We start from the raw sequence: 23,204 nt of genomic DNA on the forward strand, positions 1-23,204 counted from the left end.
TCACTCGCCTCACTCGGTGTCGGGTATCGGCAGCGGGCGCTTCTCGATCGCCGCGGCCATGATGTCCGGGAACAGATCGGGCGTACAGGCGAACGCCGGTGCGCCCAGCGCCGCGAGTGCCGCCGCGTGCTCCCTGTCGTACGCGGGCGCCCCCTCGTCCGACAGCGCGAGCAGCGTCACGAACTGGACCCCGGACGCCTTCATCGCGGCGACCCGCTTCAGCATCTCGTCGCGTATGCCGCCCTCGTAGAGGTCGCTGATCAGCACGACGACCGTCTCGGCGGGCCGGGTGATCTGCGACTGGCAGTACGCGAGCGCCCTGTTGATGTCCGTACCGCCGCCGAGCTGCGTACCGAACAGCACATCCACCGGATCGTCGAGCTGGTCGGTGAGGTCGACGACCGCCGTGTCGAAGACGACGAGCCGCGTGTCGATCGACCGCATGGACGCCAACACCGCCCCGAACACCGACGCGTACACCACCGACGCCGCCATCGACCCGGACTGGTCGATGCAGAGGACGACCTCCTTCTTCACAGACTGCGAGGCACGCCCGTAGCCGATGAGCCGCTCCGGCACGATCGTGCCGTACTCCGGGAGGTAGTGCTTGAGGTTGGCCGCGATCGTGCGGTTCCAGTCGATGTCGTGATGGCGCGGCCGGCCGATCCGGGCACTGCGATCCAGCGCCCCGCTGAGCGTGGCCCGGGTCCGAGTGGCGAGCCGCTTCTCGAGATCCTCAACCACCTTGCGCACAACGGCTCTCGCCGTCTCCTTCGTCGTCTCCGGCATCGCCTTGTTGAGGGAGAGCAGCGTGCCGACGAGGTGGACGTCCGCCTCGACCGCCTCCAGCATCTCGGGCTCCAGCAGCAGGGCGGAGAGCCCGAGCCGGTCGATGGCGTCCCGTTGCATGACCTGGACGACGGAGGACGGGAAGTACGTCCGGATGTCGCCGAGCCACCGCGCGACCGACGGCGCGGACGCCCCGAGCCCCGCCGAACGCTCCCGCCCCCCTCGCCCCTTGATCCCGTCCCCTCTGCCGTAGAGCGCGGTGAGCGCCCCGTCCATGGCTGCGTCCTGCCCGGAGAGCGCGCACCCGGTACCGTCCGCCGCGTCGCCCCCGAGCACGAGCCGCCACCGCCGCAGCCGCTCCTGTGCCGGATCCACCGACTCGGTCACCGTCGTCATGTCCCCACCCCCACAAGGTCGTTGTCGTAGAGCTCCCCGGCCCCCAGCAGCAGTCGCAGCACCGGCAACACGGCATCCGCCCGCCGGACGTCGAGGTCGGGCGCGAACCCCGGCACACCGGCGGCACCGGCCACCGCACTCCCCCGCTCGCCCGGGCCGCGCCGGACCAGTTCCCCCAACGTTCTGCGCACCCCGGGCTCGTACGCCGAGAAGGTGCGCCTCAGCAGCGGCAGCACGTCGGTGAACGCCTCCGCCAGCACCCCGGTCAGCCAGGCGTCGACCAGCCCGAGCAGCCGTCCGTCGTGCACGAGCAGCATCCCGCCCCCGGAGCCACCCCCGACGAACCCCTCGATCCACGCGGCCGCGTCCCCCGGCGCCGTCCCCGGAGACAGCACAAGCCCCATGAGCACGGCCGCCTCGTCCTGCCCCAACTCCCCGTCGTCCAACAGCAACCGCACGGCCCGCCCACGCACAACCCCGGCCACACTGTCCCGCGCGGACAGAACCCGGAGCACAGAGTGCCAGCGCTGCCGCAACTGGCTGCTGTGTCCCGGCGCGGGAACATCACCCGCAGCACCCGCACGGGCGTCCACAGCACCGCCCACGAGACCCTCTTCGGCCTCAAGGCCGTCCCCACGGGAGCGCAACTCGCCACGGTCCCCCGACGCGGCGACTTCCGCCGCAGCGTCCGCATCGACGCCCGCAGCACCTGCCGTGAAGCCCCTCTCGGCCTCAACGCCGTCCCCACGGCACCCCGGCTCGCGGCGATCCCCCGACGCGGCAACATCCGCATCGCCGCCCGCGAGACCATCCTCGGCCTCACCATCATCGTGTCCACGGCGCCGCAACTCGCCCCGCTGCCCCGGCACGGGGGCACCCGCCACCCTGTCCGCATCGGCATCCGCAGAACCGCCCGCAGGAGCCTCGGGCTCCTCGGATTCCCCGGACTCGGGAATGCTCGCGGGGATCTCGGCAACGCCGCCCGCGGGTACGCCGTCCCCAGAGGCCCCAGAGGCCCCAGAAGCAGCCGTACCATCCGTTGGAGACAGCCCCGGTGCCGAAGCCGTGCCCGTATCCGGCGTCGGAGCCGGAGTCGGTGCCGCCGCCTCGCCGAGCAACCCCACCGCCCCATGCACCGCGTCCACATGGCGCCGCATCTCGTCCGCCGCGTCCGTGTCGAGGGCGGCGCAAGCCGGGGGCAGGCCGACGAAGACTCGTTCGGCGAGGCCTGCCGCGACCTCGGCCAGTGCCTGGGTGTCCGTGCCGCGTACGTCGCCGTAGCGCAGGGAACGGACCAGGGCGGGCAGGGCCTGGGCGAGGTGGCCCACGTCCGCGTCGAGGGCCGCGCGGTCGGCGAGGACGCGCATCACCACGGGGAGCGCGTCGGACAGTTCGGCGAGCAGACAGCGCTCGGCGAGTGCGGTCACGTCGGCCAGCGAGCCCGCGCCGACGGCGTCGGCCTCCGCCCTGGCAGTCGCCGCCGAGAGCACGGTCGTCCCCCACACACCGGCCTCGGCGACCCGTACCGCCAACTCCGGCTCCCACCGCAACCGCCACGTCTCCCGAAAGGTACCCGTGCTGCCACGCGACGCCGCAGGCTCACCCCAGCCGATGCCGAGCAGCCGCAGCCGGTGCAGCAGCCGACTGCGCGCGGCGTCGGTCTCCTTGCGCAGGTCGAGTTCCAACTCCCGTTCCAGCGCCTCCGGTTTGAGCCGCAGCCGACGCTGAAGCCGCGTCAGGTCGCGCTGCAACGGCACCGCGGGAGCCGACTCCGGGACCTCCCCGAGCACGTCCCCGACGACGAGCCGGTCCTGCACCAGGGCCAGCGGTACGTCCGACCCCTCGCACATCACCGCCCGCACGGCGTCGGTCGTCTCGGTCAGCCCCGGCAGCGGGCGCCCCCGCATCGCGGCGAGCGTCTCTGCCAGCCGCACCGCCTCGATGACGTGCGCCGAGGAGACCATCCTGTCCTCGTCGCGCAGCAGCCCGGCCACCTTGGTCATCCACCGCTCGACCGGCCGGTCCCGCGCCCCGAACAAATGCCCGTACCAGCCTGGCGAGTCGATACCCGCCCCGTACCCGCTGGCCCGCGCGAGCCTGCGATGCGTCCACGGCACCCAGGTCACGTCCACCTTGACCTTGGGCAACCCCTTCAGCAGCGCCCGGTCGGCGGCGACGGCACTCTTCCGCCGCAGCGCGGGCACATGCCAGGCCCCGCACACCACGGCCACCGCCGCGTCCCCGAACTCACGCTGCGCCGCCCGCACCTGGAGCCGCATGTACGCCTCCCGGACCGGATCCCGGTCGTGGCCCCCGGTCCCGTACACCTCCCGCAACGCGCCCATGGCCTCTTCGAGCACCTCGAAGGGAGCGAACGCGCCGCCCTCCCCCACCCCCCGGTGCTCGACGACGTCCTCCCACCAGCGCTCCGGATCGTCGTAACCGCCGGCCCGCGCGAGCACGGCGAGCGGATCGACCCGCACCTCGACATCGGAATCCGTGTCGGAGACAGGATCGCCGACGCCGTCCCCCTCCTCCCTCGTCTCGCCCTCCTTCTCCTTCTCCTCCTCCTCCTTCTTCTCCTCCTCGCTCCCCCACGCCAGCGTGTGCGTGGCGGGAAGGTCGATGAAGCGGGCGGGTACCCCGTGCTCCAGGGCCCAGCGGACCGCCACCCACTCCGGGGAGAACTCGGCCAGCGGCCAGAACGCCGAGCAGCCGGGTTCGTCCACCGCGTGGGCCAGCAGGGCGACCGGCGGGCGCATGTCCTCGTCGGCGGCCAGCGGGATCAGGGCGTCGGCCTCGGGCGGCCCCTCGATCAGTACGACCGCCGGCCGCGCCACCGCCAACGCGGCCCGCACCGCCCGCGCCGACCCGGGCCCGTGATGCCGCACGCCGAGCAACAGGGGCCCGCTGCCGGACCTCCCCCCACGGTCCTCCCCCTCGACGACTGTCACACCAGCCCCCTCTTCGGCTTCGGCCACAGCGTGTCGCCGTCGCCGTACACCCTGCTCACCGCACCGACCTCCACCGACATCCCGTACACCCGCCCCCGAACACCCGCACCCGCACCCGCCATGCAGCTCACGCGCTCACCTCCCGGCACGCCCGGTAGAAGTCCTTCCAGCCGTCGCGTTCGCGGACCACCGCCTCCAGGTACTCCTGCCAGACGACCCGGTCGGCCGCCGGATCGCGGACGACGGCGCCGAGGATGCCCGCTGCGACGTCGGAGGCCCGCAGGACGCCGTCGCCGAAGTGGGCCGCCAGGGCCAGGCCGTTGGTGACGACCGAGATCGCCTCGGCGGTGGACAGCGTGCCGCTGGGCGACTTCAGCTTCGTACGTCCGTCCGACGTGATGCCGTCGCGCAGTTCGCGGAAGACGGTCACGACGCGGCGGATCTCGTCGACGCCGTCCGGCACGGCCGGCAGGTCGAGCGAGCGGCCGATCTGGTCGACCCGGCGCGAGACGATGTCGACCTCGGCGTCGGCGCTCTCGGGCAGCGGCAGCACGACCGTGTTGAAGCGGCGGCGCAGGGCGCTGGACAGCTCGTTGACCCCCCGGTCGCGGTCGTTGGCCGTCGCGATCAGGTTGAACCCGCGGACCGCCTGCACCTCCTGCCCCAACTCCGGTATCGGCAGGTTCTTCTCCGACAGAATCGTGATCAGCGTGTCCTGGACGTCGGCCGGGATACGGGTCAGCTCCTCGACACGGGCCGTCATCCCCTCCGCCATCGCCCGCATGACAGGGCTGGGGACGAGGGCGGCGCGGCTCGGGCCGTGCGCGAGCAGCTCCGCGTAGTTCCAGCCGTACCGGATCGCCTCCTCCGGTGTGCCGGCCGTGCCCTGGACCAGCAGCGTCGAGTCACCGCTGACCGCCGCCGCCAGATGCTCGGACACCCAGGTCTTCGCCGTGCCGGGCACGCCGAGCAGGAGCAGGGCGCGATCGGTCGCGAGGGTCGTGACGGCGACCTCGACGATGCGGCGCGGGCCCACGTACTTCGGTGTGATCACCGTGCCGTCCGGCAGGGTGCCGCCTTGCAGATACGTCGCCACGGCCCACGGCGACAGCTTCCAGCGTGCCGGGCGCGGGCGGTCGTCCTGCGCTGCCAGCGCCGCGAGTTCGGCGGCGAAGGCGTCCTCGGCGTGCGGCCGCAGTTCCTCCGTGTTGTTCGCGTGAGCGGACTGCTCTCGACTCGGGTCGACGGATGTCGGTTCAGCGGAAACAGGCATGGCTCGGTCCCCCTCCAGCTCGGCCGGTCTTGGCCCGTTCGGATCTGGTGACCACACTGCACCACGCCACTGACAACGCGTTCTGACCTGCGAAAACGCCATTTCGAAGGCGGACCGTCGATCGCTGCGAGGACCGATTGTCAGTGCCGGGACCTACCTTCGATGTCATGACTCAGCAGGGGGTGCGCTGGACGGCGGATCAGGTGCTGGCACTGGCGCCTGATGTCTCGTCACGCAAAGCGGGAAGCAAACTCGGCGCGGCCGGACCGTGGTCCGAGGCCGGCAGTTCTGACGAGGGGACGGTGTGGGGGCTGTGCAAGGGCAGTGGCAGCAAGCCGTATCAGACGGTCGTCGACATCGCGGACGCCACCGGGCCCGCGTACAAGTGCAGTTGTCCGAGCCGCAAGTTCCCGTGCAAGCACGCCCTCGGGCTGCTGCTGCTCTGGGCGGGCGGGGACGGCGCGGTGCCGCGAGGAGAGGCGCCGGGCTGGGCGGAGGAATGGCTGGCGGGGCGGCGGAAGCGTGCGGGAGAGAAGCGGGCGGCGGAGGCAGGTGGCTCCGGGTCCGCTGATCCGGAGGCGGCTCGGCGCAGGGCGGAGCGCCGGGCCGAGCGGATCACGGCGGGGGCGACGGAGCTTGAGCAGCGCCTCGCCGACCTGTTGCGCGGCGGCCTGGCCACGGCGGAGCAGGCGGGGTACGGGCTGTGGGAGGAGACGGCGGCCCGCATGGTCGACGCCCAGGCCCCCGGACTCGCCTCGCGCGTAAGAGAGTTGGGGGCGATCCCGGCGTCCGGTCCGGGCTGGCCGATGAGGCTGCTGGAGGAGTGCGCGCTGCTTCACCTCCTCGACCGGGGCTGGCTGCGCCGGGAGGAGCTGCCGGAGGGTCTGGCGGCGACGGTCCGGTCCCGGGTCGGCCTGTCCGGCTCGGCGGACGGCCCGCCGGTGCGCGACCAGTGGCTGGTCCTCGCCCAGTACGAGACGGCCGACGCCCGTCTGACGACCCGCAGAATCTGGCTGCACGGCGCGGAGTCGGGCCGCACCGCCCTGCTCCTCTCGTTCGGTCCGGCGGGCCGCACCCCCGAACTGACGCTGCCGGTCGGCCTGGCGTTCGAGGCGGAGGTGTCGGCGTACCCCGGCGCCGGACAACTGCGCTCGGCCCTGGGCGAGCGGTTCACCGCACCCGCACCGACAAACGTACGTCCGCCGGGAACGACAACCACGCGCGCGGCGGAGCACTACGGGGAGGCACTCCGCGACGATCCCTGGCTGGACTCCGTCCCGGTCACACTGGCCCGGGTCATACCCATCCCGGCCGACGACTCCTGGCAACTGGCAGACGCCGACACCGACATGGCGCTTCCCCTGTCCCCCTCCGCCATCACCCACCCCGGCCTGTGGCGCCTGGTCGCCCTCTCGGGCGGCGCCCCGGTGACGGTCTTCGGCGAGTGCGGCCACCGGGGTTTCACTCCCCTGACGGCCTGGCCGGAGGGGGCAGCGGGACAGGCGGTCCCGCTGTGCTGAGGCGACGCGACACACTTCACGGTTCCTGTCGGCCACGACTCTCCACGACTCTCCACGGCCCCCAGAAAACCCGTCGCCTCCTTCGGCGTCCCCTGTCACCAGAGCTTCGCTCCACTGCCCCCCTGGCCACAGGGGACACCGAGACAGGCAGTCCCCCTGTACTGAGGCGACCCGACACCTCACGACCCCCAACAAACCCAGCGCCCTCCCAGGTGACCACGTCATCTCCTCCGGCGAATGCAGTCACCGGGGACGGCAGGCCAGGCGGTCCCCTTGTACTGGGGGAGCGCGCCCTCCCACGACTCCCCGCCCCCACGACTCCCACGACTCCCACGACCCCCACCCGACGAAAGGGCACCTCATGAACGGCAGCAAGGCCTCCGCCCCCGAGGGCACGCCTACCGCCGGCACACTCGCAGCGGGCGGTACCTGGGAGGAACTGGTCACCGCGGCGCTGCTCGGCACAGAGCGGCGCACTCCCCCGAGCTGCCCGCCGGGCGTACACGCTCCGGTCGCGCTGCTCGACGCGGCGGCCGTGGAGACCGTACGGCGGCGGGCGGGGCTGCGGCCGGCCCGCGCCGTGACACGTCCCGAGCCCGCGGTGGCGGACCCACGGCCGCCGCTGCCTCCGGCGGCGGCCCGCAGGCTGGCGATGCTGCTGGCCGACCGTCCCGGCACCCCGGGCGGCAGCGGTCGCCGGGGCACGGCACCGGATCTGATGGAGCTGCTGCCCCAGTGGCTCGCGGCGGCGAACACGCACGGTTTCGCGGCCCCTCCGCAGACGCTGCCGGCGCTGCTCGACGCGGCCAGGGGGCGTACGGACCTGCGTCCGGCGGCGCTGGAGTTCGCGGGCCCGCGCGCCCTGTGGCTGGCCCGGCTGAACACGGACTGGCGGTTCGCCCTGCGTTCCGCCCCGGGCGGGGGCACGGTCCTGCCCGGCGCCGACGAGACCGAACGCATCCAACAGCTGTGGCAGGAGGGCCTGTTCGCCGAGCGGGTCTCCCTCCTCGCGGCGATACGCGCGCGGGAGCCCGCTGCCGCCCGGGAACTGCTGGAGACGACCTGGCCGACGGAACGGGCCGAGGACCGGCTGATGTTCCTCGACTCGCTCCGCACAGGACTGTCCGCCGAGGACGAGCCGTTCCTGGAGCGGGCGTTGGCCGACCGCAGCCGCAACGTCCGGGCGACGGCGGCCGAGTTGTTGTCCGCGCTGCCGGATTCGGCGCTCGCCGCGCGGATGGCGGTCCGGGCAGGAGCATGCGTGGCCGTCGACCACACGAACAGCGCCAGCCACACCGACAACACGGTCGGCGGACCCGGTACGAGTAGCGGACCCTCTCTCGTCGTCGAGGCATCGCACGAACGCGACGCAGGCAAGGAACGCGACGGCGGCGCCGGCGCCGGCGGTACGAAGGACAGGCCCACGCTCGTCGTCGAGGCACCGCACGAGTGCGACGCCGGCATGGAACGCGACGGCGTCGTGGCCAAGGCCCCGGCGGGACGCGGCGAACGGTCCTGGTGGCTGGGCCAGTTGGTGGAGGCAGCCCCGCTCGGCTCCTGGTCGGAGCGGCTCGGCGGACGTACGCCGGAGGAGATCGTGGCACTGCCGGTGGCCGACGACTGGCGGGCCGAACTGCACGCCGCGTGGTGCCGGGCGGCGGTCCGGCAGCGGGACGCCGGCTGGTCCCGGGCTCTCCTCGGCGCACCCTCGACACCTGAGGCCGGAGGGCCCGGCGCGGTGTCCCTGGCGGAGCGGGCGAAGCTGCTCGCGACGCTGGACTCCGCCGAACGGGCCGAGTGGGTCGCGGGGTTCATCGCGACGCACGGCCTGTCGGAGGCGTTCCAGCTGCTCGGGGTGTGCGCGGTGCCCTGGGCTCCGCCGCTCGGGCGGGCAGTGGTCGACGCGCTCAACATCGCGCGGGACGCCGGAAGTTACCCCTGGAGCTTCAGCGGCGTGATGGGCCTGGCGGAACGCTGCCTGGACCCCTCCGAGGCCGGCCACCTCGACGGCCTGCTGGCGGTCCCGGACGAGGGGGAGGACGCGTCACCGGGCGCGGGAAGCTACTGGGCGGAGGCGTTCCAGCGCCTCGTAGGCACGTTGCGCCTGCGCGCGGCCATGGCGGAGGAACTGGCGACGGGTGGGAGGAAGGAAGATGCCTGAACCGCGACCAGGAACCACCCGAACCCCGGACGCAGAACCTGGACCCCCGGACGCCGAACCTGGCCCCCCGAACCCACTCGAGACCTACGCCCCCGCCGACTCCCGCACATTCCCCCGCACCCACTCCACCACCGAAGCCGTGGTCGCGCCAGGCGTGAAAATCTCCGCGACCCCCTTCTCCTTCAGGGCGGCGATGTCCGCCTCGGGAATGATCCCGCCGCCGAAGACCTTGATGTCGGCCGCGTCCCGCTCCGCCAGGAGGTCGATCACGGCGGCGAAGAGCGTGTTGTGGGCCCCGGAGAGGACGGACAGCCCGATCGCGTCGGCGTCCTCCTGGATCGCGGTGTCGACGATCTGCTCGGGGGTCTGGTGGAGCCCGGTGTAGATGACCTCCATACCGGCGTCCCGCAGCGCCCGCGCGATCACCTTGGCGCCGCGGTCGTGCCCGTCGAGCCCCGGTTTCGCCACGACGACACGGATCGGACCCCCGGCCACACCCATCACTGCCTCCATGAAGTGCACGAGATGAAATACATGAAGTGAACGAACGTTATGTCCAGCATCCCGCAACCCGCAGTTTCACGACGATCGGCGAGGGGGAAATCACACGGTGGGACACGTTCGCCGCGCACCGTTGCCTTCACCGGAGCGGAGCAAGGGGAGCCGCATCGAGGTAGTCGCACCACCGCGCCGCGAGCCGCGCGCCGTGGCGGTGCGGTGGCTCGGAGATGGCACGAAGGGCGGAAAGGGCACGACAGCGGGGAGCTTCGTCGCCATACGGCAAGGAGGCTCTCCGCCCCTCGGCGTCACACACGCCGCACGCCCCCTCGTACACCACCGACGCCACCACCGGCCGCCCTCGGCGCGACCCCCACTAGGGCACACGGGGGACAGAGAAGTCCTCCCGTGTGCCGACAGGAGGTCGGCCATGAAGGTCATCCGGGCAGTACAGCCGCTGCTGCCGCTCTGCGAGCACGTCCTGCCGAGCAGGCTGGCGGGGCTCTCCATCGCCCTCCTGAAGGCGACCGCCCTGGAGATCGCGATCCTGGCGGGACATCTGCTCCTCTATCCGTCGGGCATCTCCCAGGAACGCCGGGCCACGGCCACGGACCCCGCCACCCCCTCCACACTCCCCGAGACCCCCACCACCACCCATCTGCCGACGCAGCCGAAACCCCCGGTCGTCCTCCTGCACGGCTTCATCGACAACCGCTCCGTCTTCGTCCTGCTGCGCCGTTCCCTCGCCCAGCACGGCCGACAGCAGGTCGAGTCGCTGAACTACTCCCCGCTGACCTGCGACATCCGCACCGCGGCCGAGCTGCTCGGCCGGCACATAGAGGAGATATGCCGGCGCACGGGCCACCCGCAGGTGGACATCGTCGGGCACAGCCTGGGCGGCCTGATCGCCCGCTACTACGTGCAGCGGCTCGGCGGCGACTTCCGCGTCCGTACGCTCGTCACCCTCGGTACCCCGCACTCCGGCACCCGGGTCGCCCCGCTGGCCGACGCGCACCCGATCGTCCGCCAGATGCGCCCCGGCTCGCAGGTCCTCGAGGAACTGCGCCTGCCCGCCCCCGGCTGCCGTACGCGCTTCGTCAGTTTCTGGAGCGACCTGGACCAGCTGATGGACCCGCCGGAGACGGCCTGCATCGACCACCCGGACCTGCTGGCTCAGAACGTGCAGGTCACCGGCGTCGGGCATCTCGCCCTGCCCGTGCACCCCGCCGTCGCGACCGGAATAAGGCAGGCCCTCGACCAGAGCGACACCCCCGTCGCCACCGGAGCACAGGCCGGAGCGCAGACCGGCGGACTGACCGTGGCGTAACCCCGCGCACAGGCGGCTCAGCACCACCGACAAGGCGACTCAGCACCACCAGAATTCGAACAATCTTCGAACGCCAGGCCAAACCCGTGCCCGCAGTCCCCCGAAACACGGCCGAATGCCCGTTTCCCGCAGGCACGAAACCTGCGGAAGATTGTCGCGCCCGCATACCGCCGGGTACAGTCGCCGCACTGCTCTGCCAGCTCTGCCAGCCCCTGTTGTCGAGGCGAAAGAGAAGTTGGTGAACGAACGTCACCCGTCGGGGACCATGATCACCCCGGCTCCGGCTTCCGATGCCGCGACAGCGCATTACGCGTCGTACGGCACCCAGGAAGTCCCTTTCGGTGACTTCACCACGTACGACCCCACCTTCGCCAACGGTTTTGACGCGGGTATGGGCACGGGTACCGGTACCGGCACTTTCGCCGCCGACCCGCTCTTCGGCAACATGCCGGCCGACGACACCACCGGTTCGTACGACAACTCCCAGTGGTCCACCGGCAGTCACCACACCCTGAACTACGACCCGTACGCGGCCCAGCACCACGCCGCCTACGACACCGGGGCGTACGACACCACCACCTGGGCGCCCGGCTACCAGCAACTCGCCGACATCCCCGCCCAGTCGCCGCCCCCGGGCGCCGAAACCAGCGGCTGGGGGTCCCCCCTCTGGGGGAGGGACGCGAACGCCTGGCTCCAGCCCGAGCAGCCCGGCCCGGCCGACCAGACGCAGCAGTGGGCGTGGGGCACACAGGTCTCCGACACCGGTGTGTACGACGCCACGCAGTGGAACTCGGACAGCGGCCCGAGCGGCACGTCCGCCGAGTACGACCACGAGCGGGAGCACGAGTACGACCAGCAGGCCACCGCGATGTTCGAGCAGATCGCGGACGTGCCGGACGTACAGGAGTACGACCAGCACGCTCTCGCCCACGACGAGTCGGACCTCGTCGCCGACGGCGAACTGCCTGCCGAGGCCCCGTTGCTCGACGGCCAGGAAGAGACCGCCCCGAGCACGGCACCCACCGGCGGGCGCGCGGCGTCCCGTACGGCGGCGCGCAACGCGGGCCGGTCCCGGCGTCGTACCCCGGCCAAACGTTCCGCCCTGCTGACCGTCGCCGTTCCGTCCGCCTGTGTGATGGGGGTCGCGGGCATCGCCGCCGCCTCCGTGGGCGGCATGAGCGACGACGAGCAGAACACGACGGCGTCGGCCTCGGACGGCGTCGCCGTGAAGCCGTCCACCGCGAACAACAAACTGGACTCCCAGTTGGAGAGCCTCTCCGCGGGCGCCGACGACTTCGCCGACCGGGCCAGCCGGACGCAGGAACGCATCGATCTCAAGGCCCAGCAGCTCGCCGACAAGAAGGCAGCGGCGGCGGAGGCGGCCCGCAAGGAGCGCCTGCGCCCCAAGTACGCCCTGCCCGTCGCGCAGAAGGGCCTCAGCGCCTACTTCGGCCAAGCCGGCATCAACTGGATGTCCGTGCACACCGGAATCGACTTCCCGGTCTCGTACGGCACGACGGTGATGGCCGCGACCGACGGCACCGTCCGCACGCAGTGGAACAGCGCGTACGGCAACATGATGATCGTGACCGACAAGGACGGCACGGAGACGTGGTACTGCCACCTCTCCAGCTACCAGGTCGCCTCCGGTACGACGGTCAAGGCCGGCGACGCCATCGCGTACTCCGGAAACTCCGGCAACTCGACCGGCCCACACCTCCACTTCGAGGTCCGCCCAGCAGGCGGCTCAGCGATCGACCCCCTCCCCTGGCTCCGCAGCCACGGCCTGGACCCGACGTAGCAGGACCGCTGCCGTATCGCGCCCTGCAAGGGGCGCCCCGACAGGGGCGCGGGGAACTGCGCGACCAGCCCCCACCGGGCCCGCAGATCCATCACCGCGCCTCCGACAAAGCCTTAAAGCTTCTCCACTGGCGCATACCGCAAAAGCAACCGCTTCGGCTTCTCCTCACCGAAGTCCACCGTCGCCTCCGCATTCGAACCGGTCCCCTTCACACCCACCACGGTCCCCAGCCCGAACTGATCATGCGTGACCCGATCCCCCACAGCCAGAGCAACGACCGGCTTCTCCGCACCACCCCGCCGCGTGGCGAAGCCCGACGCCCCCGAGGCCGCGGAGCGCGAGCGCGAGGACGACAGCGAGGACGCCACCCCGGAGACGGGGCCCGAGGACGACGCCGGAGCCATCCCGCCCGTGCGCTTCCACTCCAGATGCGTCGCCGGGATCTCCTCCAGGAACCGCGAGGGCGGGTTGTACGAGGGTTGCCCCCACGCGCTGCGCAGCGAAGACCGGGTCAGATACAGCCGCTCACGCGCGCGTGTGATGCCGACGTACGCGAGCCGCCGCTCCTCCTCCAGTTCCTTGACCTGGCCGAGGGCACGCATGTGCGGGAAGACGCCGTCCTCCATGCCGGTCAGGAACACCACGGGGAACTCGAGGCCCTTGGCGGTGTGCAGGGTCATCAGGGTGATGACGCCGGAGCCGTCGTCGTCCTCGTCGGGGATCTGGTCGGAGTCGGCGACAAGGGCGACCCGTTCCAGGAACGCGGCGAGCCCGGCCGGGGCCGCCGCCTCGCCCTCGGCGGGCTGCTGGGAATCCTCCGCCTGCGCGGACTCCTGCTCGAACTCCAGGGCCACCGCGGCGAGTTCCTGGAGGTTCTCGATGCGTGTCTCGTCCTGCGGGTCGGTGGAAGCCTGCAACTCGGCGAGATAGCCCGTGCGTTCGAGCACCGCTTCGAGGACGGTCGCCGGGCCCGCGCCGGACTCCACGATCGTACGGAGGTCCTCCATCAGCGTGTTGAACTTCTTGACGGCGTTGGTCGAACGCGACGCCATCCCGTACGCCTCGTCCACCCGCCGCAGCGCCTGCGTGAAGCTGATCTTCTCGCGCTGGGACAGCGCGTCGATCATCGCCTCGGCGCGTTCCCCGATGCCCCGCTTGGGGACGTTGAGGATCCGTCGCATCGGCACCGAGTCCTCCGGGTTGGCGAGGACACGCAGGTAGGCCAGGACGTCCCGGACCTCCTTGCGCTCGTAGAAGCGGACGCCGCCGACGACCTTGTAGGGCAGGCCGACGCGGATGAAGATCTCCTCGAAGACACGGGACTGGGCGTTGGTCCGGTAGAAGACGGCGACGTCGCCCGCCTTCGCGTCGCCCGCGTCCGTCAGTCGGTCTATCTCCTCGGCGACGAACTGTGCCTCGTCGTGCTCGGTGTCGGCGACGTAGCCGGTGATCTGCGCGCCCGCGCCCGCGTTGGTCCACAGGTTCTTGGGGCGGCGGGACTCGTTGCGCTCGATGACCGCGTTGGCGGCGCTCAGGATCGTCTGCGTGGAACGGTAGTTCTGTTCGAGCAGGATCGTCGTCGCGTCCGCGTAGTCCTCCTCGAACTGGAGGATGTTGCGGATCGTCGCGCCCCGGAAGGCGTAGATCGACTGGTCGGCGTCACCCACGACACACAGCTCGGCGGGGCGCAGGTCGTGCTCGCTGGGCGGTACGTCCACCGGGTGCTCAGCGGTGCCCACAAGTTCCCGTACGAGCGCGTACTGGGCGTGGTTGGTGTCCTGGTACTCGTCGACGAGGACGTGCCGGAAACGGCGGCGGTAGTGCTCGGCGACATCCGGGAAGGCGCGCAGCAGGTTGACCGTCGTCATGATCAGGTCGTCGAAGTCGAGGGCGTTGGCCTCGCGGAGCCTCGACTGGTACATCCCGTACGCCTGGGCGAGGGTCTTCTCGAAACCGTCGCTCGCCTGGGCGGCGAAGTCCTCCTCGTCGATCAGCTCGTTCTTCAGGTTGGAGATCTTCGCGCTGAAGGACTTGGGCGGGAAGCGCTTGGGGTCCAGGTCCAGGTCGCGGCAGACGAGCGCCATCAGCCGCTTGCTGTCGGCGGCGTCGTAGATCGAGAAGGAGGACGTGAAGCCGAGCCTCTTGCTCTCCCGCCGGAGGATCCGTACGCACGCGCTGTGGAACGTCATCACCCACATCGCGTTCGCGCGCGGGCCGACGAGCTGCTCGACGCGCTCCTTCATCTCGCCGGCGGCCTTGTTGGTGAAGGTGATCGCGAGGATCTGGCCGGGGTGGACGCCCCGCTCGCCGAGCAGATACGCGATGCGGTGCGTGAGCACACGTGTCTTGCCGGAGCCGGCGCCCGCCACGATGAGCAGGGGGGTGTCGGCGTGCACGACGGCCGCGCGCTGGTTCTCGTTCAGCCCGTCCAGGAGCGCGGCCGGGTCCACCACGGGGCGTGGGGCGCCGTCGCGGTAGTACGCGTCCCGGTCCGGCGGCGCGTCGAACTGCCCGCCGAACAGGTCGTCCGGAACGGGCTCCGGCGCATGCTCGTCCTCGGGCGGCGGCGGGGGCTCCTCCTCGTGGGCACGAGGGCCCTGGAGGTCCGCCAGGAAGCTGTCGTCAAAGAGGCTGCTCATCGCTCTCCGAGTCTAGGCTCCCCCACTGACAACCGGCCGCCACCCCGAAAACATCCTCCGTGCTGTCCGGACAGCGGATCACTGATCAGGATGAACACGTCAAGTGCGGACCTAACGTCACACACTCCTCCAGATCGACTCCGGTGACCCGCGTTTAGGGTTGAGGTCACAAAAACGTATCGGGCATAGCGGTCATCAACCTTCACAGGGGCAACACGAATTGGCTAGCGTGCCCTCCAGGCCGCTCGACCCCCACCGGCGAACATCGCCGGGCCGCGCGGCCTCCGCCGAGTCCGATCGTGCCGCCCTGTGCGGCAGGAACCGGGGACCCACCGAAAACTTGGGGTGAATCGGTCCGACTGCCGTCCAGGGCAAGGACCGTAGGGCAACCCTTCCGAACCACCCGCCCGAACCCGACAGCTAACCCGGTAGGCGGTACGTGGAAGGAGTCGCCTCCCTTGGCGTCGTCGCACCGCAAGTCGCGTCCTACGGGAACGCGCGTAGCAGGCATACGGACCCCCGCCTTCGCCACGGCGGCCCTGACCTCCGTCGCCCTGCTGTCCCAGACCGCCAACGCCGCGCCCACGGAGCCCGCCACTCCCCCGGCGCCCTCGGCCGACGACAAGCCGAGTATGGAGGAGGTCGAGGCGAAGGTCGGCGACCTCTACCGCCAGGCCGAGTCGGCCACCGACAAGTACAACGCCGCCAAGGAGAAGACCTCCAAGCAGCGCAAGCGCGTCGACACCTTGATGGACGACGTGGCCCAGCGCACCCAGAAGCTCAACGACGCGCGCGAGGAGCTCGGTTCGTTCGCCGCGGCCCAGTACCGCACCGGGTCGGCCGCCCCCGACACGGCGACGTTCCTGCTCGCGGACGACCCGCAGGACTACTTCGACCAGAACCAGCTGATGGACCGGCTGACCGCCCGCCAGAAGGACGCGGTCGACGAGTACGTCACGGAGCAGGCCGAGACGACGCAGATGCGCCAGGAGGCCACCGCGAGCCTCGAATCGCTCACGGAGTCCCAGGACGACCTGCAGACGACCAAGACCACAGTCCAGACGAAGCTCGCACAGGCCCGCCAGCTCCTCTCCCGCCTCACCGCCGAGGAGAAGCTACGGCTCGCGGCGATCGAGCGGCAGAAGCAGGCGGAGGCCCGCCGCCAGGCGCAGGAACTCGCCCGTCAGCAGCAGGCGGCGGAGCAGCAGCGCCAGCAGGAAGCGGCGGCGGCCGCGGCGGCCCAGCAGTCGACGGGCAGCACCTCCTCCGACACGTCGACGACAACGGTCACCGACTCCTCGTACGCCGCCAAGGCCGAGAAGGCCCTCACCTTCGCACGCGCACAGGTCGGCAAGCCGTACGTCTGGGGTGCGACCGGCCCGGACTCGTACGACTGCTCGGGCCTCACCCAGGCCGCCTGGAAGGCCGCCGGAGTCACCCTCCCGCGCACCACCTACGACCAGGTGAACGCGGGCACAACGGTCTCCCTCTCCGACATCCAACCCGGTGACCTGGTCTTCTTCTACGACGACATCAGCCATGTCGGCCTCTACATCGGCAACGGCATGATGATCCACGCCCCGAAGCCGGGTGCGTACGTCCGTGAGGAATCGATCTTCTACGACGGCGAGTCGGCGATCCACAGCGTGCTGCGCCCGGCCTGACAGGCAGGTCGGGCGGCTCTCGTCAGGTCCAGAGCACCGCGATGAAGATGTTCGCCGTGGTGAACAGACCCACCAGGCCGAACAGCCGCTTGTCCACGGTCTCGTCGTCCCGCTTCACGTAGACGAGGCCGAGGATCACGATCAGCAGGGCCAGCTTCACGCCGATCTTGACGTTGTTCACCGTCTGGTCGTCGGCCTGGTTGAGGCCCACCAGGGCGACGCCGGTGACCAGCATGGTGAAGGCGCCGTGCAGCATCGCCGGCACGAAGCGGGCCGTGCCCTGCCCCATCGCCTTCATCTGGGTGAGGAACCCGCCCAGCAGCGAGGCGATGCCGATGATGTGCAGGCCGACGAAGAGATGGATGAGTACGTCCATTGGTAGTTGGAGGCGCGGTGCTCCTTGCGGGCCCGTTTCCTCCGTCCCCTTTCAATCCGTGCGTGCGGTTTTCCCGCACACGGCTTACCGATGATCTTCTTGACAGGATTACGCAGCCTTCGGATAGCGAATGGTGCCACGCAGTCGATACAGGCCGTGCCCGTTGAACCACTCTTCCGTCCATTCCCGCCACTGACCCTGCCGCAGGTTGCGCCCGCGCTTCTTGACCATCAGTCTGCGAAGTCGCCACACCACATATCTGTCAGCGTTCTGGAATTTCTCGGCGGCATTCCCGGTTCGGAAGTAATTGCCCCAGCCGCGCAGGATCGGATTCAAATCCGCGATCACATCACGGACATCCCATCCCGACCGACGGCAGTCGGTCCGTTCCCGGACCTTGTCCCGGAGTCTCTTCATCGCCGCCTTCGAAGGCCAGCGGTGCAGGTAGAAGCGGACTGTCCCGTACTTCTCCCACGACCTGCCTGAGAAACGGGCTCTGAAGTGGCAGCCGAGGAAGTCGAGTCCTTCCCGGCCCTCTCTGAGGTCAACAATCTTCGTCTTGTCCGGGTGCAGTCGCAGCCCCAGCGAGCCGAGGATCTCCCCGACCGCATCCAGGGCAGCTCCGGCCTGGCGGGCCGAACGGCACAGAACGACTCCGTCGTCGGCATACCGCACCAGCTCACCAACCCCTTGCCTCGTCAGCTCGGAGTCCAGAACATGCAGGTAGATGTTGGCCAGCAAGGGCGAGATCACCCCGCCCTGAGGCGTCCCGGCGACCGTCCGCCGGACCTCACCGTCCACCATCACCCCCGCCTGCAACCACAGACGGACCAGCTTGAGAACCCTGCGATCCGACACCCGACGCCCCACCTCGGCGAGAAGCCGACCGTGGTCGATCTCGTCGAAGAAGCTCCGGATGTCAAACTCCACGACAAAGTGACGGCCCTTGACAAAGCCGACTCGAAGCCGTTCCATCGCCTGCGTCGCCGACCGTTTCGGACGGAATCCATACGAGCACGGGGAGAACCCCGCCTCGAAAACCGGCTCCAGAACAATCTTCGCCGCCTGTTGGGCCACTCTGTCACGGACAGCAGGAATCGAAAGCGGCCTGATGCCACCCTGCGGTTTCGGGATGCCCACACGCCTGGCGGGCGCGGGACGATACGTGCCTGCACGCAGAGAAGCCTGGAGTTCACCGAGCAACCGCCCGACCCCGTATTCCTTCTCCACGAATACCAGAGTGACCCGATCCACCCCAGCACTTCCACCATTGGCCCGGACCCGTTCCCACGCCTCCCACAGCACATCACCTCTGTGGATACGGTCGTACAGGGCGTGGAAACGCCGCTCCGGAGACTGCTTGGCCGCAGTCCATAGCCCGCGTTGAAGTTTTCGCACTTTCGAGACGGACGCATGCCCGTCCACTACGACGGGGGATGCCCCGCCGGGGTGGTTGGACCGGGCAGACCCGGCCATGCCCTCGCGCTTACCCTCGCTACGGACGTGATCAAAGTGGGGGTCCTTCCCTCCCGGCGCGTTATGTTGCACGCCGATCAGCGGTACTACGGCCCCCTCGGACTCCCGCTGCCCTCCGGACGACTTCACCATCGGCTTATACGTCCGGTCTCCTGCCCGATGCCAGGCGTGGTCAGACGGGTCTCTCCTGTTCCGGCCCAGACTGTGCACACGTGCCGCCCTCCGTACCCCGGGAGAACCCCGGAGGCTGACCCCGGAACAGGGCCCCCAGGACATGGCCTTCGCCCGGACATGAGGGGCTCGGCTTCTCCGCTTTGACTCTGACGAGGCTGCAAGGTTCGCTTCACGCTACGGCCCGCGTGCTTGCTCCCTCCAAAATGAGGCTCTTGACATCCCGCTCAGCCCGCCGCGTCTCCACGACGAACCGGGACCTGCTACCGGGCACTCCGGTGCCTACCCGGACGGGACTTCCACCCGCGAGCCTGGACCAGCTTTCAGGACGCAACATGGGCCCGGAGCCTAATCAGAGGCTCCCGTGCCGCATGACACCGGGCTGGGCGAACGGCGTTCGCGAGGCATCCAGCATGCCTCGCACCGCACTCCGGGACCTCGCATATATGCACCCCATAGCACCGTGTAATCGCCACGTGCCTCCCAAACCTCCTCATCGGTCAGCCGTCTGCGTGAAGTCGGCGGCGCCGGAGCGCGATCACGGTCGGATGCGGTCACGCGGTGGTCGGCTCACGCCAGTTCCGTACATGGCGTTACCCCCACGTCACACTCCGGTTTAGCGTCCTCCACCAGGTGACCGGCTCCCCACCGCCGCCCGGGCCAGGGGCGGCAGTCGGACACCACCGCCGAGAAAGTCCGGCGGCGGACCGTTCCCCCTGTGCGGGCCGCCGCCGGACGCGCCACCGCCCTCCTGGGTCCGCTTCCCAGGCAGCCTTCCGGCGGTCGACGCAGTGGCGGTCGTACGAAAGGACGTGACGCCCCGGTGGCAGCGCACCGCAAGCCCCGACAGCGCTCGCTCAACGGCAATACGGCCCGCACCGCCGCCACGATCGCCCTCGCGGGCGCGGCGACGGCGACCGGCTTCGACGGCATCGGGTACGCCGAGCCACAGCTCACCCAGGCCCAGGTCGAGGCCAAGGTGAACAAGCTGTACGAGGAGGCGGAGGTCGCCACCGAGAAGTACAACGGCGCGAAGGAGAGGGCCGAGCGGTCGGAGCGGCGGCTGGCGAACCTGCGGGACGAGGCGGCCCGCAAGGAGGACCGGTTCAACTCGGCGCGGGAGGCGCTGGGTTCGATGGCCGCGGCGCAGTACCGCTCCGGCGGGCTCGACCCCGCGCTGCAACTCGCCCTCTCCGACGACCCCGACGGCTATCTGGCCGGCGCCGCCTTCGCCGAACGGGCAGACAGCAGACAGGCGTCGGACGTGACCCGCGTACGCAGGCAGCTGCGGGAGATCGAGCAGCTGCGCGGGGCCGCCCACGTCGAGCTGACCACCCTCAAGTCACGCCAGGCCGAGCTGAACCGCCACAAGAAGACGGTGACCGGAAAGCTGGGCGAGGCCCGCCAGCTGCTGTCCCGCCTCAGCACGGAGGAACGTGCCCGCCTCGCCGCGACGGACGGCGGCAGTGGCAGCTGGGGCGGGGCGCATGCTTCGCGGTCCTCGGGGAGCGCGCGGGACGGGCTGGAGGCGGCGGGAGTCGCCGACGCCACTGGGGCGTCCGGGACCTCCGGAGTCGCCGAGGCGCCCAACTCCCGTGCGGCGGCGGCCGTTTCCTACGCCTACCAGAAGCTCGGCAGCCCCTATGTGTGGGGCGCCACCGGCCCGGACGCCTTCGACTGCTCGGGCCTCATGCAGGCCGCCTACCGCTCCGCGGGCATCTCCCTGCCCCGCACCACCTACGCCCAGATCAACGCCGGCCAACGTGTCTCACGGTCCGAACTCCTCCCCGGCGACCTGGTGTTCTTCTACTCGGGCATCAGTCATGTGGGCATGTACGTCGGCCGCGGCCAGATGATCCACGCCCCGAACCCCTCGGCGCCGGTACGGGTGGCACCTCTGGACGAGATGCCGTTCGCGGGCGCCACGAGGGTGGCCTGACTACACCAGCCGTCGCGCCGTGGCCCACCGCGTCAGCTCGTGCCGGTTCGACAACTGGAGCTTCCTGAGGACCGCCGACACATGCGACTCCACCGTCTTCACGGAGATGAAGAGCTGCTTGGCGATCTCCTTGTACGCATAGCCCCGGGCGATCAGCCTCAGTACCTCCCGCTCGCGCTGGGTGAGGCGGTCGAGGTCCTCGTCCACCGGCGGTGCGTCCGTGGACGCGAACGCGTCGAGGACGAACCCGGCGAGCCGCGGCGAGAACACCGCGTCGCCGTCCTGGACACGGAAGACCGAGTCGACGAGATCCGTGCCGGTGATCGTCTTCGTGACGTATCCCCGAGCACCGCCACGGATCACGCCGATGACGTCCTCCGCCGCATCCGAGACGGACAGCGCCAGGAAACGGACCGGCTGCTCGGGATCGGCCATCAACGGGGCGCAGCGGCGCAGGACTTCGACCCCGCCGCCGCCCGGCAGATGCACGTCGAGCAGGACCACCTCGGGCCGGGTGGCGGTGATGACGGTGACCGCCTGGTCGACGTCGGCGGCCTCACCGACGACCTCGACACCGGTCCGCTCGGTCTGCCCGATCTCGGCCTGAACCCCCGTACGGAACATACGGTGATCGTCGACGAGCACCACCCGCACCCGCCGTCCGACCGCATCACCGGTGGGGCTGCCGCTGCCGGCAGGCTCACCGGTCTGTGCACCCTCGGCAGGTGCGGCGGTGGGTTCGGCAGCAGCTGTCGGTTCGGCCGACTCCGCCGAACCGGCCGACCCGGTCCGCCTGTTCTCCCCCTGTGCCTCGCTCATGACGTACTCTCCGCCCTCTCCATCTCCAGCTCGACCTCTGTGCCGCCATCCGGTACCGCACGCAGCCGCGCCGTACCGCCGTTGCGCTCCATGCGGCCGATGATCGATTCTCTGACGCCCATGCGGTCGGCGGGTATGGAGTCGAGGTCGAAGCCGGGTCCGCGGTCCCGGACGGACACGAAGACCGTCCTGCCCTCGACCTCGGCGTAGACCTGCACCGCACCGCCCTCGCCACCGTACTTGGCGGCGTTCACCATCGCTTCCCGCGCGGCCTGCATCTGTGCGCCGGTTCTGTCGTCGAGCGGACAGTCGCCGACGACCACGACCTCTATGGGGACACCGTGCTTGTCCTCCACCTCCGCCGCACTGCGCCGCACCGCCTCGGCGAGGGTGTCGGGTTCGTCGGCCTCTTCCTTTCCGGTGCCCTCCGGTTTGTAGAGCCAGTTGCGCAGTTCGCGCTCCTGGGCGCGGGCGAGCCGGCGCACCTCGTTCGCGCTCTCCGCGTTGCGCTGGATCAGGGTCAGGGTGTGCAGCACCGAGTCGTGCACATGGGCGGCGACCTCCGCACGCTCCTGGGCGCGAATGCGCATCAGGCGCTCCTCGGAGAGGTCCTGGGTCATCCGGACGAGATACGGACCGGCCAGCAGCGCTATCCCGACCAGCACCGCGAGCGCGGCCTGCAGGACCGAGCCGAGGTGGGCGGCGGAGCCCTGCAGGACGAAGATGCCGGACACTCCGGCCGTGACCAGCATGACGCCGGCCGCGGCACGGACGAGGGTGAGCGTGCGCCTGCGGCTGCCGACCTCCATCCAGCGGGCCCGCCGTGCGTTGTCCGCCTGGCGCCAGACCAGGGCGACGCCCGCGGCGACGAGCACGGTCGGGAACAGATAGGCCTTGGCGCCCCCGCCGAGATTCACATTGCCGACGAACACCATGGCCACGACGACCATGAGGAGCAGGGCGACGATCTGCCCCTTGTCCGGCTTGCGGGCGACGAGTCTGCGACGGCCGTCCGGCGAGGTCTCCGCACTGACGAGGGAGGGGGGCCGCTGGGCATCGACGCCGCCGACACCGAGCGGCACGAAGAACCAGAAGGCCGCATACAGCAGCGCACCGAGCCCGTCCGCCATGAACAGGCCGACGAACATGAGGCGCAGCCAGATCACCGGCAGCCCGAGATGCCCGGCGAGCCCTCGCGCCACGCCTCCGAGCCAGCGTCCGTCGCTGCTGCGGTAGAGCTTGCGCGAGGGCCGCGGTTCGACGAGTGGCAACGCTGCGGCTTCCGGCATGCCATCGATGTTCACACGAGCGGCAGGCCCGGGCATCAGGGTCGGCCCCCGAGACTCCCCTGATCTTCAGGCCCGTCTGCCCTCGAACGCTTCCCCCGCCCCGCCTCAGGGC

16 protein-coding genes and 1 riboswitch are annotated in these 23,204 nt (G+C 70.5%); of the genes, 6 read left to right on the forward strand and 10 right to left on the reverse strand.

Annotation, left to right across the window (positions count from 1 at the left end; genetic code table 11):
• Positions 1 to 9 precede the first annotated feature (9 nt).
• From LUX31_RS15635 to LUX31_RS15645, 4 genes are read right to left on the reverse strand one after another with little or no spacing between them, the layout of a single operon-like run.
• Positions 10 to 1,185, reverse strand: coding sequence for a VWA domain-containing protein (locus tag LUX31_RS15635; protein WP_235475405.1), 1,176 nt, complete (start codon positions 1,183 to 1,185; stop codon positions 10 to 12).
• Positions 1,182 to 4,139: a DUF5682 family protein gene (locus LUX31_RS15640; protein ID WP_235475406.1), complete on the reverse strand. Its 2,958-nt coding sequence runs from the start codon at positions 4,137 to 4,139 to the stop codon at positions 1,182 to 1,184. Before LUX31_RS15640 ends, LUX31_RS15635 begins: the two co-directional genes overlap by 4 nt.
• Positions 4,136 to 4,270 (reverse strand): hypothetical protein, encoded by a 135-nt coding sequence (locus tag LUX31_RS37470; protein WP_268828158.1) that lies wholly within the window; start codon positions 4,268 to 4,270, stop codon positions 4,136 to 4,138. The genes LUX31_RS15640 and LUX31_RS37470 overlap by 4 nt, the downstream gene beginning before the upstream one ends.
• Positions 4,267 to 5,412: an ATP-binding protein gene (locus LUX31_RS15645; RefSeq protein ID WP_235475407.1), complete on the reverse strand. Its 1,146-nt coding sequence runs from the start codon at positions 5,410 to 5,412 to the stop codon at positions 4,267 to 4,269. The genes LUX31_RS37470 and LUX31_RS15645 overlap by 4 nt, the downstream gene beginning before the upstream one ends.
• 167 nt (positions 5,413 to 5,579) lie before the next feature.
• Between LUX31_RS15645 and LUX31_RS15650 the strand changes: the two genes are divergently transcribed.
• Entirely contained in the window at positions 5,580 to 6,932 is a 1,353-nt protein-coding gene (locus tag LUX31_RS15650; protein ID WP_235475408.1) for an SWIM zinc finger family protein, read from the forward strand.
• 361 nt (positions 6,933 to 7,293) lie between these two features.
• Complete coding sequence (locus LUX31_RS15655) at positions 7,294 to 9,093, forward strand: DUF5691 domain-containing protein (protein WP_235475409.1); 1,800 nt, start codon at positions 7,294 to 7,296, stop codon at positions 9,091 to 9,093.
• Between the two features lie 84 nt (positions 9,094 to 9,177).
• Here LUX31_RS15655 and LUX31_RS15660 read toward each other — a convergent pair whose 3' ends face one another.
• Positions 9,178 to 9,594 (reverse strand): cobalamin B12-binding domain-containing protein, encoded by a 417-nt coding sequence (locus LUX31_RS15660; RefSeq protein WP_235479934.1) that lies wholly within the window; start codon positions 9,592 to 9,594, stop codon positions 9,178 to 9,180.
• Positions 9,595 to 10,021: 427 nt separating this feature from the next.
• Here LUX31_RS15660 and LUX31_RS15665 point away from each other — a divergent pair, with 427 nt between their 5' ends.
• Both LUX31_RS15665 and LUX31_RS15670 read left to right on the forward strand, forming a co-directional pair.
• The gene (locus LUX31_RS15665; protein ID WP_235475410.1) at positions 10,022 to 10,918 is read left to right on the forward strand and encodes an esterase/lipase family protein; all 897 of its coding nucleotides are present in this window, start codon (positions 10,022 to 10,024) and stop codon (positions 10,916 to 10,918) included.
• A 238-nt stretch (positions 10,919 to 11,156) separates the two neighbouring features.
• Entirely contained in the window at positions 11,157 to 12,719 is a 1,563-nt protein-coding gene (locus LUX31_RS15670) for a M23 family metallopeptidase (protein ID WP_235475411.1), read from the forward strand.
• 113 nt (positions 12,720 to 12,832) lie between these two features.
• On the opposite strand, the gene pcrA is transcribed toward LUX31_RS15670, so the two are convergent.
• Positions 12,833 to 15,358 carry a DNA helicase PcrA gene (gene pcrA / locus LUX31_RS15675; RefSeq protein WP_235475412.1) on the reverse strand — a complete coding sequence of 842 codons (2,526 nt, stop codon included), beginning with the start codon at positions 15,356 to 15,358 and terminating at the stop codon, positions 12,833 to 12,835.
• A 275-nt stretch (positions 15,359 to 15,633) separates the two neighbouring features.
• Positions 15,634 to 15,808, forward strand: a riboswitch (cyclic di-AMP (ydaO/yuaA leader).
• A gap of 8 nt (positions 15,809 to 15,816) precedes the next feature.
• Here pcrA and LUX31_RS15680 point away from each other — a divergent pair.
• Positions 15,817 to 17,022 carry a C40 family peptidase gene (locus LUX31_RS15680; RefSeq protein WP_235475413.1) on the forward strand — a complete coding sequence of 402 codons (1,206 nt, stop codon included), beginning with the start codon at positions 15,817 to 15,819 and terminating at the stop codon, positions 17,020 to 17,022.
• Positions 17,023 to 17,044: 22 nt separating this feature from the next.
• On the opposite strand, the gene LUX31_RS15685 is transcribed toward LUX31_RS15680, so the two are convergent.
• Together LUX31_RS15685 and ltrA are read right to left on the reverse strand one after the other, a co-directional pair.
• On the reverse strand, positions 17,045 to 17,398 hold the full coding sequence (locus LUX31_RS15685) for a hypothetical protein (protein WP_235475414.1): 354 nt from the start codon (positions 17,396 to 17,398) through the stop codon (positions 17,045 to 17,047).
• Between the two features lie 108 nt (positions 17,399 to 17,506).
• Positions 17,507 to 19,150, reverse strand: a complete 1,644-nt coding sequence (gene ltrA / locus LUX31_RS15690; protein WP_328285638.1) for a group II intron reverse transcriptase/maturase — start codon at positions 19,148 to 19,150, stop codon at positions 17,507 to 17,509.
• A 718-nt stretch (positions 19,151 to 19,868) separates the two neighbouring features.
• Here ltrA and LUX31_RS15695 point away from each other — a divergent pair.
• Complete coding sequence (locus tag LUX31_RS15695) at positions 19,869 to 20,984, forward strand: C40 family peptidase (protein ID WP_235475415.1); 1,116 nt, start codon at positions 19,869 to 19,871, stop codon at positions 20,982 to 20,984.
• Here LUX31_RS15695 and LUX31_RS15700 read toward each other — a convergent pair whose 3' ends face one another.
• Both LUX31_RS15700 and LUX31_RS15705 read right to left on the reverse strand, forming a co-directional pair.
• Positions 20,985 to 21,803: a LuxR C-terminal-related transcriptional regulator gene (locus LUX31_RS15700; RefSeq protein WP_268828159.1), complete on the reverse strand. Its 819-nt coding sequence runs from the start codon at positions 21,801 to 21,803 to the stop codon at positions 20,985 to 20,987.
• Positions 21,800 to 23,092 carry an ATP-binding protein gene (locus LUX31_RS15705; protein WP_235475416.1) on the reverse strand — a complete coding sequence of 431 codons (1,293 nt, stop codon included), beginning with the start codon at positions 23,090 to 23,092 and terminating at the stop codon, positions 21,800 to 21,802. The genes LUX31_RS15700 and LUX31_RS15705 overlap by 4 nt, the downstream gene beginning before the upstream one ends.
• Positions 23,093 to 23,204 lie beyond the last annotated feature (112 nt).

It is taken from the genome of Streptomyces sp. GQFP (assembly GCF_021545335.1).
Lineage (GTDB): Bacteria > Actinomycetota > Actinomycetes > Streptomycetales > Streptomycetaceae > Streptomyces.